Origin of the sequence: Stutzerimonas kunmingensis (genome assembly GCF_021432085.1) — a bacterium.
In the GTDB taxonomy this organism is placed as follows: Bacteria; Pseudomonadota; Gammaproteobacteria; order Pseudomonadales; family Pseudomonadaceae; genus Stutzerimonas.
This window is the reverse complement of record NZ_CP090366.1, coordinates 883,148-896,969: the sequence shown is the minus strand read 5'-3', so window position 1 is coordinate 896,969 and position 13,822 is coordinate 883,148. Positions and strand designations below refer to the sequence as shown.

Annotated in this window: 10 protein-coding genes and 4 pseudogenes; 5 read left to right on the top strand and 9 right to left on the bottom strand. The window is 55.7% G+C overall.

The genetic code is table 11. The annotated features are described in order from the left end of the window. Nucleotides 1-6 precede the first annotated feature (6 nt). The 4 genes from lspA (at nt 7) to LW136_RS04115 (ending at nt 3,457) form a co-directional block, all read left to right on the top strand. Nucleotides 7-468, top strand: a complete 462-nt coding sequence (gene lspA, locus LW136_RS04130) for a signal peptidase II (protein ID WP_230697886.1) — start codon at nt 7-9, stop codon at nt 466-468. After that, nucleotides 465-1,211 carry a helix-turn-helix transcriptional regulator gene (locus LW136_RS04125; protein WP_023083084.1) on the top strand — a complete coding sequence of 249 codons (747 nt, stop codon included), beginning with the start codon at nt 465-467 and terminating at the stop codon, nt 1,209-1,211. Before lspA ends, LW136_RS04125 begins: the two co-directional genes overlap by 4 nt. A 68-nt stretch (nt 1,212-1,279) precedes the next feature. Next, nucleotides 1,280-2,188, top strand: coding sequence for a sterol desaturase family protein (locus LW136_RS04120; RefSeq protein WP_023083085.1), 909 nt, complete (start codon nt 1,280-1,282; stop codon nt 2,186-2,188). A gap of 21 nt (nt 2,189-2,209) precedes the next feature. Beyond that, complete coding sequence (locus LW136_RS04115) at nt 2,210-3,457, top strand: cytochrome P450 (RefSeq protein ID WP_038663091.1); 1,248 nt, start codon at nt 2,210-2,212, stop codon at nt 3,455-3,457. 157 nt (nt 3,458-3,614) lie between these two features. Here the strand turns inward: LW136_RS04115 and LW136_RS04110 are convergent, their stop codons facing one another. The 4 genes from LW136_RS04110 to LW136_RS04095 all read right to left on the bottom strand — a co-directional run bounded on the left by LW136_RS04110 (nt 3,615) and on the right by LW136_RS04095 (nt 7,864). Next, nucleotides 3,615-4,199: a protein-disulfide reductase DsbD domain-containing protein gene (locus tag LW136_RS04110; protein ID WP_017246245.1), complete on the bottom strand. Its 585-nt coding sequence runs from the start codon at nt 4,197-4,199 to the stop codon at nt 3,615-3,617. Nucleotides 4,200-4,216: 17 nt separating this feature from the next. Further along, nucleotides 4,217-5,407 carry a protein-disulfide reductase DsbD family protein gene (locus LW136_RS04105; protein WP_017246246.1) on the bottom strand — a complete coding sequence of 397 codons (1,191 nt, stop codon included), beginning with the start codon at nt 5,405-5,407 and terminating at the stop codon, nt 4,217-4,219. Nucleotides 5,408-5,767: 360 nt separating this feature from the next. Next, nucleotides 5,768-6,763 carry an IS5-like element ISPsp6 family transposase gene (locus LW136_RS04100; RefSeq protein WP_017246247.1) on the bottom strand — a complete coding sequence of 332 codons (996 nt, stop codon included), beginning with the start codon at nt 6,761-6,763 and terminating at the stop codon, nt 5,768-5,770. A gap of 69 nt (nt 6,764-6,832) precedes the next feature. Continuing rightward, the gene (locus LW136_RS04095; RefSeq protein WP_038663097.1) at nt 6,833-7,864 is read right to left on the bottom strand and encodes an acyltransferase family protein; all 1,032 of its coding nucleotides are present in this window, start codon (nt 7,862-7,864) and stop codon (nt 6,833-6,835) included. Nucleotides 7,865-8,094: 230 nt separating this feature from the next. Between LW136_RS04095 and mobA the strand changes: the two are divergent. Next, a pseudogene (gene mobA / locus LW136_RS04090) lies at nt 8,095-8,571 on the top strand (molybdenum cofactor guanylyltransferase MobA); the annotation flags it as partial. On the opposite strand, the pseudogene LW136_RS04085 reads toward mobA, so the two are convergent. The 5 genes and pseudogenes from LW136_RS04085 to LW136_RS04065 all read right to left on the bottom strand — a co-directional run. Further along, a pseudogene (locus tag LW136_RS04085) lies at nt 8,571-9,110 on the bottom strand (IS5-like element ISPsp6 family transposase); the annotation flags it as partial. The pseudogenes mobA and LW136_RS04085 sit on opposite strands and share 1 nt — an antisense overlap. Nucleotides 9,111-9,535: 425 nt before the next feature. Continuing rightward, nucleotides 9,536-9,995 (bottom strand): annotated as a pseudogene (locus tag LW136_RS04080) (IS5 family transposase); the annotation flags it as partial. 72 nt (nt 9,996-10,067) lie between these two features. Beyond that, entirely contained in the window at nt 10,068-11,573 is a 1,506-nt protein-coding gene (gene ltrA, locus LW136_RS04075; RefSeq protein ID WP_011911882.1) for a group II intron reverse transcriptase/maturase, read from the bottom strand. 604 nt (nt 11,574-12,177) lie between these two features. Further along, nucleotides 12,178-12,699: pseudogene (locus LW136_RS04070) on the bottom strand (IS5-like element ISPre1 family transposase); the annotation flags it as partial. Between the two features lie 172 nt (nt 12,700-12,871). Further along, nucleotides 12,872-13,792: a cation diffusion facilitator family transporter gene (locus LW136_RS04065; protein ID WP_042925546.1), complete on the bottom strand. Its 921-nt coding sequence runs from the start codon at nt 13,790-13,792 to the stop codon at nt 12,872-12,874. Nucleotides 13,793-13,822: the final 30 nt, after the last annotated feature.

Below are 13,822 nucleotides of genomic sequence, written 5' to 3'. Positions count from 1 at the left end.
TGGTGGATGCTATCGCTAGCCATTGCCTCGGCCGACCTAGCGTTGAAAAGCGCAATTACGGGTTCGCTCCCGGTCGGCACCGTGATTCCTCTCACCCCGTTCTTCAACCTGGTTCACTTCTGGAATACCGGTGCAGCGTTCAGCTTCCTGGCTGACGCGGGTGGTTGGCAGCGTTACTTCTTCATTGTCATAGCTTTGGTCGTTTCGATCGTGCTGGCTCTGATATTGCGTAAACGCAGAGCCAAAAGCGAAGCCCTAGGCTATAGCCTTATCTTGGGCGGGGCAGTTGGGAATCTGATTGATCGCGCATTTCGAGGCCATGTAATCGACTACCTGGATTTTTACTGGCAGTCCTGGCATTGGCCTGCGTTTAACCTGGCGGATATTGCTATCGTCGGTGGCGCCGCCATGTTGATCCTGAGCAGTTTGCTAAGCCCAAATGCGGAAGCCGACCGAGTCAACGAATGAAAGGCTCGCTCTCAACGGATACCGTACGCTGGGCAGGCCAGGCCTGGATAGGGCCCGGCATCGGCATCTTTCATGGCCGTGCCGGCCACCAGGAGTGGCACCACCATCAGGCGCATCAGATTTCAGTGGGCCTCGATTCACCTGTATCGGTTGAAACTCCGTTGGGCATTCAAACAGGGGCTGCCATCTTCATCGCCGCGGGCCTGAAACACCGGATCAGTGCTGGTCGAGTGCTGTCGATCTATCTGGATGCACTATCCGATGAAGCCCCAACTATGCGGGGTACCGAAGAAGCAAGGGTAGTCGTGATCGCCCCGGCGGACGTAGTAGCGATTATCGATATGCTGCGCGAGACAGGACATACCGCTCTCCAGGTTAGGACGGGGGTGCGCCAGGCACTGCGGCTACCCGATCCACCGATTCCAGATCCTCGCTTGACAAAGGTGATTGAAGCGCTGCATAGAGGCCAAATGAGGCGCGAAGAAATGGCCGCGTTGGTGCATTTATCCCCTACACGGTTTTCCCATTGGTTCGTGGAACAGACAGGCTTGCCGCTGCGCAGCTATGCGAAATGGTTACGTCTCACACAAGCCCTACAGCACCTAGCCAAAGGGGGTCTACTCACCGAAGCGGCCCATGAGGCGGGCTTTTCTGACTCGGCACATTTCTCCCGGACATTCCGGGCACTGCTGGGCATCGATCCTTCCTCCGCCCTGGCTGAAGTCGATCTTCAGGGGTCGTAGCTCTTTCGTTCAAGCCGAAAGCGGACCTTCCCACATACAGTCATGGCTCCCTACTCAGGAGCTGAGCGATGTCTATTCCCTTGCGATTCGCCATAAGGTGGCTGAGCTATCCACTTGTGTTTGGCGGCTGTGCCTCCTTCATGATTTGGGCGCTGTATGCAGGTATACCGTATTGGCCCACCACACCCATAGTCGCCGCGGCGGGGCTGCTACTCATTGCTGGCTTGGAGCGCATCCAGCCTTTTCGGCGAGCCTGGCTGGAAGATCATCAGGACACCCTGACGGATCTGCTGCACATGCTGGTGAACCTGTCTGTCATTCAATTTACTGCAGAATTCCTGGCTAAGTTAGGCGATGCGGTACCGGCTTCGGTTCGGCTCTTTCCGATCGAGAGCCCATTGTGGCTGCAATTGCTACTAGTCGCCGCCGTGCTCGACTTGAGCCTGTATGTAATGCACCGCATCAGCCACCGGGTGCATTGGCTGTGGCGCTTTCACATGATCCATCACAGCGCTGAGCGGCTCTACTGGATGAACGGAGAACGTCGACATCCTCTGCATGCGGCGTTGATGGCCGGGCCGGGGCTGGTGGTTTTGCTCATATCTGGAGCTCCGTCTGCCGTAGTCGCAACGTGGTTTGGGATCCTAACCGTCCATCTGGCCTTTCAGCATTCGAACCTGGACTACAGCGTGGGTTGGCTGCGGCATGTGCTAGGGGTTGCTGAGGTCCATCGTTGGCACCATAAGCGCGACTTCGAAGACGCTCAGGTCAACTTCGGTGAGTTTTCAACTGTGTGGGATCAGATGTTTGGAACCTTCTACGACAGCGCCGGGAAGCTGGGCGAGGCTGAGGTTGGATTGCATGAAAAGGACTACCCCAGAAATTATTTCGGGCAATTTATTGATCCTGTTCATCCAACATCTGCTTACCCGGCCGGTCACAATTCTTCAGAGCAGGATGAAATCCGCAACACGTAGCTAGAACGGGTGGGGTCAGCAATGCCAAACATACCGCGTGACACCGGATTGGACAGTACTTGGGCCTTTTTGCGAGATCCCTACCGATTTATCTCCACGCGCAGTAAGTTTCATCAATCGCCTGTGTTTCAAACTCGCTTGATATTACAGAAAACTCTGTGCCTAACAGGTGCCGAAGCTGCTCGCTTGATTTGCGACCCTGACCGATTCGTTCGCCAGAACGCTGCGCCCAAGCGACTGCAAAAAACCTTATTCGGACAAGACGGTGTCCAAGGTTTGGACGGTGATGCGCATCGTCACCGAAAGGCCCTCTTCATGGGAGTGCTCACACCCGCGAACGTGCAGGAACTAGCAGAGTTGAGCGAGGTTCGTTGGAGGGAGTATGCGCGAACTTGGCGTCCCGGTGAGTCAATCGTCCTCTACGAGATTGCTCGCGAAATTCTATGCCGCACCGTATGCGACTGGGCCGGTGCTCCAATCGCTGAAAGAGATGTTCAACAATGGACTCAAGATCTTGCAGCTCTCTATGAGCACGCCGGCGCGATCGGTCTGCAGCACTGGCAGGCACGGAAGGCACGTCGCCGATTGGAGCAATGGGCGGCAGAGCTCGTCGAGTCCACTCGCGCCGCTCCCCCTACACCCGAGCAATCGCCTCTCGAACGCATCGCCCATTACAAGGACCAGCACGGACAGCCGTTGGATCTACATACCGCATCAGTGGAACTACTAAATCTGCTGCGGCCGACGGTAGCCGTCTCTGTATTCATAACCTTTGCAGCGCTAGCGCTGCACAAGCACCCGTTCTGTCTGAGAAACCTGCAGTCGGGAGATGAAAGAGATATAGGTTGCTTTGTGCAGGAAGTGCGGCGTTTCTACCCCTTCTTCCCAGCGATCAGCGCTCGCGTGAAAGAAGATTTTCTATGGGAAGGATTTTCCTTTGGCAGGGGCACCTTAGTCCTGCTGGACTTATACGGAACCAATCACGATTCCCAGCTCTGGGAGGAGGCAGATCGTTTCAAGCCTGAGCGCTTTCGATCCAACTCTCCGTCGCCATACTGCTTCATCCCACAAGGACCAGGCGACCCGCATGTTAACCATCGCTGTCCAGGTGAAGGCGTCGCCGTCGCATTGATGAGCGTTGCTGTTCGCTTCCTGGCTCGCTCGCTCCAATATGAGGTTCCCGAACAGGATCTATCAATCACCTGGGACCGATTGCCGGCACTGCCCCGAAGCCACTTCGTCATGCGGAATGCGCGAATCACAATGTAAGTTTGGTGTTTAACGAAGCGAGTCTCGCCCATCTCAAGATATGAACGGTGGGGCATGGCGTTGAGCTGCCCAGCGCAACCACGGCAATCGGGGAATACTCAGAATAAGCTGTTCACAGTCATTCCCCAATTGAGTCATTTCCGAGGGCCGTTCTGACTTATTGTCGCTTGGTATCGTCCAGATTCAGCGCAACGGGCAGGTCAGTCGGTGCCAGACAAATGCCCTCGTCACTGCAGGCCTGCACCCGTACAATCATTTCGAGCCTGCCTACCTTTTCCAGCACGGCGGTCTGTTTTTCGTCGGGCCGCAGCCGAATACTTGCACCGTCGTCATACACCTCTAGGGCGGTGTCACTCAGCACAATGTCACTGACCCGGCCGCGCGGGTACTGCGTCGGGATTATAAGCGCCTGGCCGTTGACTGAAGAGCTGACGACGGTGGGAATCAGGAATTCCATGGAGGCCGGATTTGCATTCACATGCCAGCCCGGTTGAATGTTCAGTGTTAAAACGAAATCACCCGTCTTTCCCGCCATTGCTGCGGCGCCTCCCGCAACAGTGAGGCGGACCTTATCAGCGGAATTTGCCAACCCTGCTCGGGTCGGCACCGGGACTTCAAGACCGGCACGTTCAGTCTGGGCAGCGTCGAGGTTGTTTCCGTTGGTGTCGATCAACATGAACGCAGCGATCGCGATCGCAAAAACCACTACTCCAGCTAGCAATCCTTTTTGTCGAATCACCATGATTGGGTCTCCAGTATCTAAGGTTGTGGGTTTCCGGTGCGATTGATAGCTTCGACCAAGCTGTCGGTGTCAAAAAGCCCCGTGAAACGGGCGATAACGGTGTCGTCACGGTCAACAACCACTGCGAAGGGTAAGGCCTGCCCGCCGGTCGCAGTTAATAGCGCATCTTTTTCTGGGTTGCTCGCTGTCACGTCAACTTGTATGGGCACCATCTTGGTGCGCCGCACGGCTTCGGCCACAGCGGCCTCCTGGTAGACCGTGCGCTCAAGTATCTTGCAGTTGATGCACCAGTCGGCGGTGAACTCCAGCAAATAGGGTGTGCCCTGGGCTTTTGTCTCCGTCAGTAGTTTTGCGGAGTAGGGTTGCCAGACGAGTTCGTCTTCGCTGTTGCCCAGCGGGGATGCGAATTCCACAGTCATCGCAAGGGCAAGGCCTGCCGCCGTTGTGGTGATCACACGCACGGTACCATTACCCTGGACGAAACGGCGGGCACCCCAGGCCAGCACCAGGGCCAGCCAAGACCACCATAGCCAGGTATAAACCGCTTTGGGCACCAGGCTCGCGCTGAAAAAGACGGCTGCGGCCAGCAAGACCAACGCGAGCACTTCTCTAATGACCAGGGTCCAGGGCCCCGCCTTGGGCAACCGGCTCAGCCAATCGGGTTTGAGCATCAATGCTGCGTAGGGCAGCGACAACCCCAGCCCGATACTGCCGAATATCCCCATACTTACCGGCGTCGGCTGGGTAACGGCAAAGGCTAGGACTCCACCAAGGAAAGGACCGGCGCAGGGTGCGGCCAAAACCGCACTCAATAACCCAGATACGAATGCTTCAAAGTAGCGCCGGCCATGGACCGAGGCGGCGAACGCCGGGATCGGGATGGGCAAATCCAGCCAGGTGACCACCGCAAACCCGACCATCAAGGCAACAAGGACACCAACGAACACCGCAGACTGAAACAAAGTGCCCCAGCTCCACTGCAGAAGTGCGGTCAGTCCGCCCAACGTCAGGAAAAACGCGAGCGTTCCTGCGGTGAACGCCAATGCCGCCAGCACGCGGTGCGATCGTTGGCTGCCCGCCTCTCGTAAGATGGTCCGGACCTTAATGGGAATTGCAGGCAAAACGCAGGGCGTCAGGTTGAGCAGCAAACCTGCCACTATCGCCATTAAGAGCTGGCCGGCGATGAGTAAAGAGGGAATTTGATCCATCACTCAGCTATTCCCAGCCCCTTCCCACCCTTCCTGGCCGGAACGTCCGGTCTGACCCCGCCATTGGCTGCTTGCATACTTAAACAGCAGATTTTTTGAGTGCTCATATCTCTTCTCCATATAGACCCCGTCCTTTGAGTTATTGGCAAACGTCAGCTATCGGTAACGATTATCGCATCGGCTTCAGGCATCGCGAAGAGCTGAGATGACATTAAGGAGACGCTGAACAATTAGCCAATTCTCACCGTCCCCCTTTTTCAACCCGGTTTTTTCAACCTACCGGCCTTATTCTGCGTTTCTTGGGCCGATTTCTACCCTGATTTTGCTGATTAGCGGGCCAGCCCCGCCTTTCGGACGGACTTATCCCGCCGTCCGTTGCAAATACCGCTTGGCCAGTACCAGATTGGCCAACCCAAACAGACTGAACAACTGCGCCGTATTCTTTTCCAGTCCACGGTAGCGAACCTTACGATGATTGAAGCGCACCTTGATCACCTGGAAGGGATGCTCGACCTTGGCACGCAGCTGCGCCTTGGCGTATTCGACTTTGCGCTTGACTCGGTACAGCACGCTGTCTCTGCCGTGATGTTTGTAACTGCTTGGCCGTGCTGCAATCGACCAGACAACGTCCCGTTCAGCATGCTCCGGTCGCTTGGCCGCACCAGTGTATCCAGCGTCACCCGAAACATAGGTTTCGGCGCCGTGCAGCAACTGATCGACCTGGGTGACATCCGCCACGTTGGCGGCAGTCCCTACCACGCTGTGCACGAGTCCCGATGTGGCGTCGACACCAACGTGGGCCTTCATCCCGAAGTGCCATTGATTGCCTTTCTTGGCCTGATGCATCTCAGGATCACGCTTACCTTCTCGGTTCTTGACCGAGGGCGGCGCGGCGATCAGGGTAGCGTCGACGATAGTGCCTTCCTTGAGCAGCAGACCCCGGCTGGCCAGATGCTGGTTAATCGTTTCAAACAGCACCCGCGTTAGCTGATGGGTTTCCAGCAAGCGGCGAAATCGCAACAAGGTAGTGGCATCCGGTGCCGACTCACGGCCCAGGTCGATGCCGATGAAACCACGAATGGCCTGGCTGTCGTAGACGGCATCTTCGGTACCTTCATCGGAGAGACCGAAACACTGCTGCACGACATACATGCGCAGCATGCGCGACAACCCAATCGCAGGGCGTCCACGCTTGCCTGTGGTGTCGCTATAGAACGGCGCCACTTGCGCCTCCACTTGTGCCCAGGGCACCAGCTGTTCAAGGTCAGCCAGGAAGCGATCTCGGCGAGTCTGCTTTTTCTTGCCGGTATATTCGAGTTCGGAGAAGGTCTTCTGCACGCGCGTAACAAAGCTCATGGAGGGGGCTGGTTGAGGGGGCTCAGTGTGCCAAGGGTGGGGGCGGCTGGCTATTTATGCAGTGTCTCCCTAGTGGGCAACAGCCTTGCGCATATGGAACTGAGATGCCGAAATCTGCTCGGGCGGGGTAAGCAAGAAGTACAGTTTGTAACGATTGATCACGACTTGCGCCAACAACGGAGCCGCCGTACCGATCAGCGTTCCGATAATCAGATGCGCTGTGATTGAATCAATACCGAGGAATTTGCTGAGTATTACCCGCACCCCGCTACCGGCCAGAATATGCATCAGGTAGATCGTCATCGACGAAGCGCCGATGAACAGAAACCAATCCACGCGAAACTGACCTAGCCACATCGACAACGCGATCATGAAAAAGATGGATATGGTTGCAAGCGCGAGTACCGCCATGCCGCCATCGGCATAGTTCAGACCGAAGGTCACATGAAACAGGTACTGCCCCAGGATGAACAGCGCACCGAAAAATAATGTCAGCTGTGTATAACGCGCTAGGAAGAACGCCTTGACCTCGTTGAACCAGACGCCCAATGCGAAGAAGACGGTGTTGCCCAGGATAAAGCGGGTCATGTTGTTTACCGTCAGATCCTGCTGGAAGACATACAGCAAGCCAAACAGGACCACGAATGGCAAGAAATAGCGCCGATCTGCCCGCGCATAAAGAAACGCACAAACCACGAACACCAGAAACAGAGCGTACAGGAACCAGAACTGCGCTCGCGGCATCCAGAGCAGCGAGAACACCTCAACCAAGGTGACCTGACCGTTCGTGTAATTCGACAGGACGACTTCGAACAGACCTTGTAGTAAAGACCAGACAATAAAGGGATAGACGATTGTGTCGACCTTGTTGATGATCAACCCGCCCCGGCCCCGCTTCTGCAACGAATCGAAGAAGAATAAACCCGACAGGAAGAAGTACAGCGGAATGTGAAAGCTGTAGATGATGCTGTCGACCAGCACGAATCGCGCCTCATCCATCGGCAACCCGGCATTGAATACGCCTCGCGCGACATGCCCGTAGACAACAAGAATGATCCCGATCGCCTTGGCATAATCAACCCAAACGTTTCTCTCCTGCATTTGATTGTTCTCCTTGTATCGGCCAATGAGCAGGCGGCACCCTCTTCCAGAGAAAGTGGATGGAGGAGATAGACAACAGGATTTTTCGTTGGTTTAGCTGAAGCACTCCTGGGTCGCCGAAGCGCGACACAGATTCCAATAAACCGAGCGCCAGGCCTCCACACCTCCCGCGCGCACGTTGCCTGACCGCCAGCCCGAGCGCTATATGCAAGCTTTTCTGGAGCGATGATATGCCCGACCCGCTACTGCCTTCCTGCTTCATCCTGCTTCTGGCGGGTGGCCGTGGGCAACGCATGGGAGGACAGGACAAAGGACTGGTCGAATGGCAGGGACGCCCATTGATTGCATGGTTGCATGAGACCGTTCAGCCATTGACAGACGACCTGCTGCTATCCTGCAACCGCAATCGAGCCCGCTACTCGGCCTATGCCGATCGATTGATTAGCGATGAAGAGCAGGGATTCCCCGGGCCCCTTGCAGGAATACGCAGCGGTCTTGCAGCTGCTCGCAACGCGTGGATGCTCGTACTGCCGTGCGACACCCCGTTGATTGATCGCCCCTTACTGCAGTCGCTCTACCAGACCGCGCTCGAAGAGCCAGACAGGCCAGTCATGCTGAGCTGCGAAGGCCAGTGGGAGCCCCTGTTCAGCATAATTCCCACCGGCCGACAGGCCGAAGTTGACGCTTGCTGGCAATCTGGAGAACGCCATTGATTGCCTTTCTTGGCCTGATGCATCTCAGGATCACGCTTACCTTCTCGGTTCTTGACCGAGGGCGGCGCGGCGATCAGGGTAGCGTCGACGATAGTGCCTTCCTTGAGCAGCAGACCCCGGCTGGCCAGATGCTGGTTAATCGTTTCAAACAGCACCCGCGTTAGCTGATGGGTTTCCAGCAAGCGGCGAAATCGCAACAAGGTAGTGGCATCCGGTGCCGACTCACGGCCCAGGTCGATGCCGATGAAACCACGAATGGCCTGGCTGTCGTAGACGGCATCTTCGGTACCTTCATCGGAGAGACCGAAACACTGCTGCACGACATACATGCGCAGCATGCGCGACAACCCAATCGCAGGGCGTCCACGCTTGCCTGTGGTGTCGCTATAGAACGGCGCCACTTGCGCCTCCACTTGTGCCCAGGGCACCAGCTGTTCAAGGTCAGCCAGGAAGCGATCTCGGCGAGTCTGCTTTTTCTTGCCGGTGTATTCGAGTTCGGAGAAGGTCTTCTGCACGCGCGTAACAAAGCTCATGGAGGGGGCTGGTTGAGGGGGCTCAGTGTGCCAAGGGTGGGGGCGGCTGGCTATTTATGCAGTGTCTCCTTAAAGAATTTTACACAGGCGAGGCAGATGCTTGGTTAGTGCCACTCTGGGTATGCTAAAAACCTAGCGGCTTACCATTTTCATACGACTAGCCAACAACTAAATATAAGTCTGTTCACGCTGAGGCCCACAATCGCTCAATGAGCAGCTGCACGCACCGAGCCTACTGGTCCTCTCAAGAATAAGTAATGGCCTATAAACAATCCCCTAGGGATGGTCTGAAGTAGCCATGTATTTCTGGCTGACTTCAGCTTCCGCCGATTTTGAAAGCGGAAAATCGACCAAAAATGATCAGATCACCGCTCATTTCTGTGTTTTTAGCCGCCGCGAGCACCTCGCGGCGGCCATTCCCCGCATTACAGGCGCACCTCTCCCGCGTTGGTCAGTAACCGTCGGCGCGCCTTCCACAGATTCGACAGCGCGAACAGCGTGACCAACTGAGCGGTGTTCTTCACCAGCCCGCGGAAGCGCACCTTGGTATAGCCAAACTGCCGCTTGATCACGCGGAACGGGTGCTCGACCTTGGCGCGTACTTGGGGCTTTGGCCTTCTCGATCTTGCGCTTGGCTTTGTATAGCGCGCTGCGCTTATCGAGCTTCTTGTAGGTGATGCGGCGTGCCGCAACCTGCCAGATCACCTGACGCCCCTCATGCTCGGGACGCTTCTCAACGCCGGTGTAACCAGCGTCGGCGCAAACCACATTCTCGTCGCCGTGCAGCAGCTTATCGACCTGGGTGACATCCGCCACGTTGGCCGCCGTGCCCACCACGCTGTGCACCAAGCCCGATTCGTCATCCACGCCGATGTGCGCCTTCAGTCGGGTAAAGCAGGAGTGTTACCACTCCTGCCTCCCCTAAGAACCGTACTTGAGAGTCACCCCTCATACGGCTCAAGCCTTCCAGCAGCCTGAGTGAGACTGGGTAACCTGACGATGCGCTCTTCGGCGCTCAAGGTAAAACGTCCATGCCGGATCGAACGGGTTCGCTGCACTGCATATTTTGATATGCCGCACGATCGAAACACTGGCGGCGGCATACAGCCAAGCGGGTTGACTCATGCCGCGCGCTTTCTCCTGGGTGGCGAAAACCCAGTGCCGTTGACCCACGACACGAAAGTAGCGTTGTTTTACCCAATGGGCACTTTTCATGGCGTGCCGGCGAACTGCCCAGCGCCATAACACTTGCCAAATCTGATGGTCGATCCATGCGAAACGCTTGGCGGCGACAACATGGCGATGATACATGGCCCATCCTCGGATCACCGGGTTCAGGGTCAAGATCAAGTTAGCTTGAGTCGCCGTCTTGTTTGCGTTCGCGATTTCCCGCACCTTATCCAGCAATGCCTTCACACTCTTGCGAGCCGGAGTGATGAGTAGCTTGCCGGCGTACTTGCGTACGTTCTGGCCCAGAAAATCGAAGCCTTGCGAGATATGCGTTATCTGAGTCTTTTCATCAGAGAGTTCCAAGCCTCGCTCTTTCAGGAACGCCTCAATTGCAGGACGAACCTGATGTTGCAAAACAGCTTTCGTGGCCCCTGTGATGATGAAGTCATCGGCATATCGTACGACGTGTATCTTGAATGGCTTACGCTTGCGCGCTGTCGAAGCCACGCTTGCATGGACGACATCTTCCAGGCCATCCAGCGTCCAATTCGCAAGTACCGGAGAGATGATTCCCCCTTGCGGGGTTCCTGCCTCCGTTGCGAACAAGGCTCCCTGATCGACATACCCCGCTCGAAGCCATTTGCGCAGAACCACCTTATCCATGGGCACGTTGGTGAGCAGCCAATCGTGACTGATATTGTCGAAACAGCCTCGAATGTCAGCTTCCAGTACCCAATGCGCCGAACCACGTTTCGCCAGTGCATTGAAGCAATGTGCGATTGCATCGGCAGTGGATCGCTGCGGCCGAAATCCATAGGAGTTGGGGTCTGCACGCGTTTCGGCAACCGGCTCAAGTGCCAGTTTCCACAGCGCCTGCATCGCACGATCCCGCATCGTTGGAATTCCCAGCGGACGCTTCTTGCCATTGCTTTTGGGTATGTAGATGCGTCTCAGCGGTTGAGGCCGATAGCCCCGATGCTGTAACGCTTGTGCTCCCGTCGATTTAGCCACCGGAGTCGACCAGATCTTGCCATCAACGCCCGGTGTTCTCTTGCCTCTGTTTTCCGTCACTCGTTTCACGGCCAACAGTTTGCCGCTGAACGAGCGAGTCAGCAGTCGTTGCAAGGCTTGCACCTTGCCCCACCTGCCTTCTCGTGTTGCCTTGGCGATACGTACCTGGAGTCGTTTCACTTGCGACTCGATCTGGTTCCAGTGTTGGGGCCAGGCCGATATGAAGTTCGAAGGCGCACCAATGCTCGCCGTTGCTTGCGCATTGGGTGCGAACACTGCCATCTGCTTTCCTCCGTACAACGATTGATCAGGTTTTCTCGCCATGGAAGACCGTGTGGAAGTCTGCTCGCTTTCGCGCCAGATGATGTTTCAATCTGTATTCACCCCATTACAGGGTGACCTTCGCTTTTTCCACATTCCTTTACCCGCAGCATCAACAGCTTGCTTTACAGCTCACCTGCCGAAATCGGCAACGCTACGGGCTTACCCTGTTCCGCATGGATTTCCGAACGGGTCGGGCTCCTCGATTTCGCCGGCGGCACCACATCCACGAGGGGCTATCGGTAAGAGCCCCTGCCTGGCCGCGCACCTTTTGGTTCAAGCCTGTCAGCATCTTTGGCTTGGCTACTATGACGACGTTTATATGAGATTCACTTGTGTTAGCCGTACCCGTTCATCCCTAGCACCTCTCCGCCTTGATGCTGGCAGATTCAGTCTGGCCTCGCGGTTCGACCTACCGAAATATCGGCGGTTACATTGTCCCCAGAGCTTCAGACCCGGCTGTTGCCGGCCACGCCTGTCTGGGTAGGGAACGAGTGGTGGAACAGTCGGTTCCGTCGGGCGTTAACCTGCGGAACAGAAACCCATGCGACTTTCAGGTCGCACTGCCAAAGTAATACTGGTTGCCCTTCTTGGTCTGGTGCATCTCTGGGTCGCGCTTGCCGTCTTTGTTCTTGGTCGAACTCGGCGCATTGATCAGCGTGGCATCGACGATGGTGCCTTGGCGCAGCGACAGGCCACGGTCACCCAGGTAGCCATTGATCACGGCCAGGATGCCAGCAGCCAGTTCGTGTTTCTCCAGCAGGCGACGGAAGTTGAGGATGGTGGTTTCGTCGGGGATACGCTCCAGGCTCAGCCCCGCGAACTGCCGCAGGATGGTGGTCTCGTACAGTGCCTCCTCCATCGCTGGATCGCTATAACCGAACCAGTTTTGCATTAGATGAACCCGCAGCATTGCCATCAACGGGTACGCCGGACGGCCACCTTCACCCTTGGGGTAATGCGGCTCGATCAGGGCAATCAACCCCTTCCACGGCACCACCCGATCCATCTCGATCAGGAACAGCTCTTTGCGGGTCTGCTTGCGCTTGCCGGCGTACTCGGCATCGGCGAAGGTCATCTGCTTCATCAGAAAACTCGGTGGGTGGCGTTCGGCTATTTTGCCAAAATCAGAAAGTCTTTTTCAGACTGTCCCTAGCATGTCTCTGGTCGATGACATAGCGGCAACGAGTGATGTCACAAGTTCACTCCGGTTGATATCGAGCTAACTGTCTAGCAACAGCGTTGAGCGCAAAGCAGGCTTATGCTTCGCTGCGATGACTGTCGGCCTGCCTGGTGTCGATACAAACACTGCCGTCTAGTTCCATTTCAAGTGTCGAGTGGCTGACTTTGAATTGCTCATGAAGTACTCGTTTTAAATCAGTCTTTACTCGTTCAATTTCGGGCAGGCTAGCCTTCTTGATGACAACGTGAGCTTCCAATGCAGTTGAATGTTCGGCAATTTCCCAGACATGTACGTGGTGAACACTCACAACGTCGTCCACTTGCTCCATGACATTGATTATATCAGTGATGGAAACTCCTTCTGGTGCGCCCTCCATTAACAAGTGAATGGTTTTAGGCAGCATGCTAAAGCCCTGCCAGAGCACGTACCCAGCAATCATCAGTGTCAGGACAGTATCCGTCCAGTACCAGCCATACAGAAGAATCAATGTTCCGGCAATAATAACCCCGACGGAGGCCAGCGCATCCGACACATTGTGCAGGAATGCCGCCTTTATATTCATGCTATTCTTAGACATTGTGTAGGTGAGCAAGGCCGTGACGACATCTACAATCAAGGCTATTCCCGCCACCACGACCACTGTCCATCCTTCAATGGGCTGTGGGGCAAAAAACCGACCTATAGCTTCGTAGATGAGGTAGAGACCAACGATAATCAGCGTGACCAAGTTAATCAAAGCCGCTATGGTTTCACTGCGTCGGTAGCCGAAGGTTTTAAAAGCATCTGGCGGTTTGCGACCGATTTTACGTGCGATGAGCGCAATAACCAGTGATGCGGCATCGCTCAAGTTATGTAGCGCGTCAGCTATGAGCGATAAACTGCCAGAAAGTATTCCTCCAACAACTTGTGCCAGAGTTAGCACAGTATTAACGCCAATGGCAGCGATTAAACGCTTATCGCCTATGGCTTCGGTGTTATGGTTATGTTCGTGAGTCATTGGTTTTTAACCGTCCTTAAATAACATAAG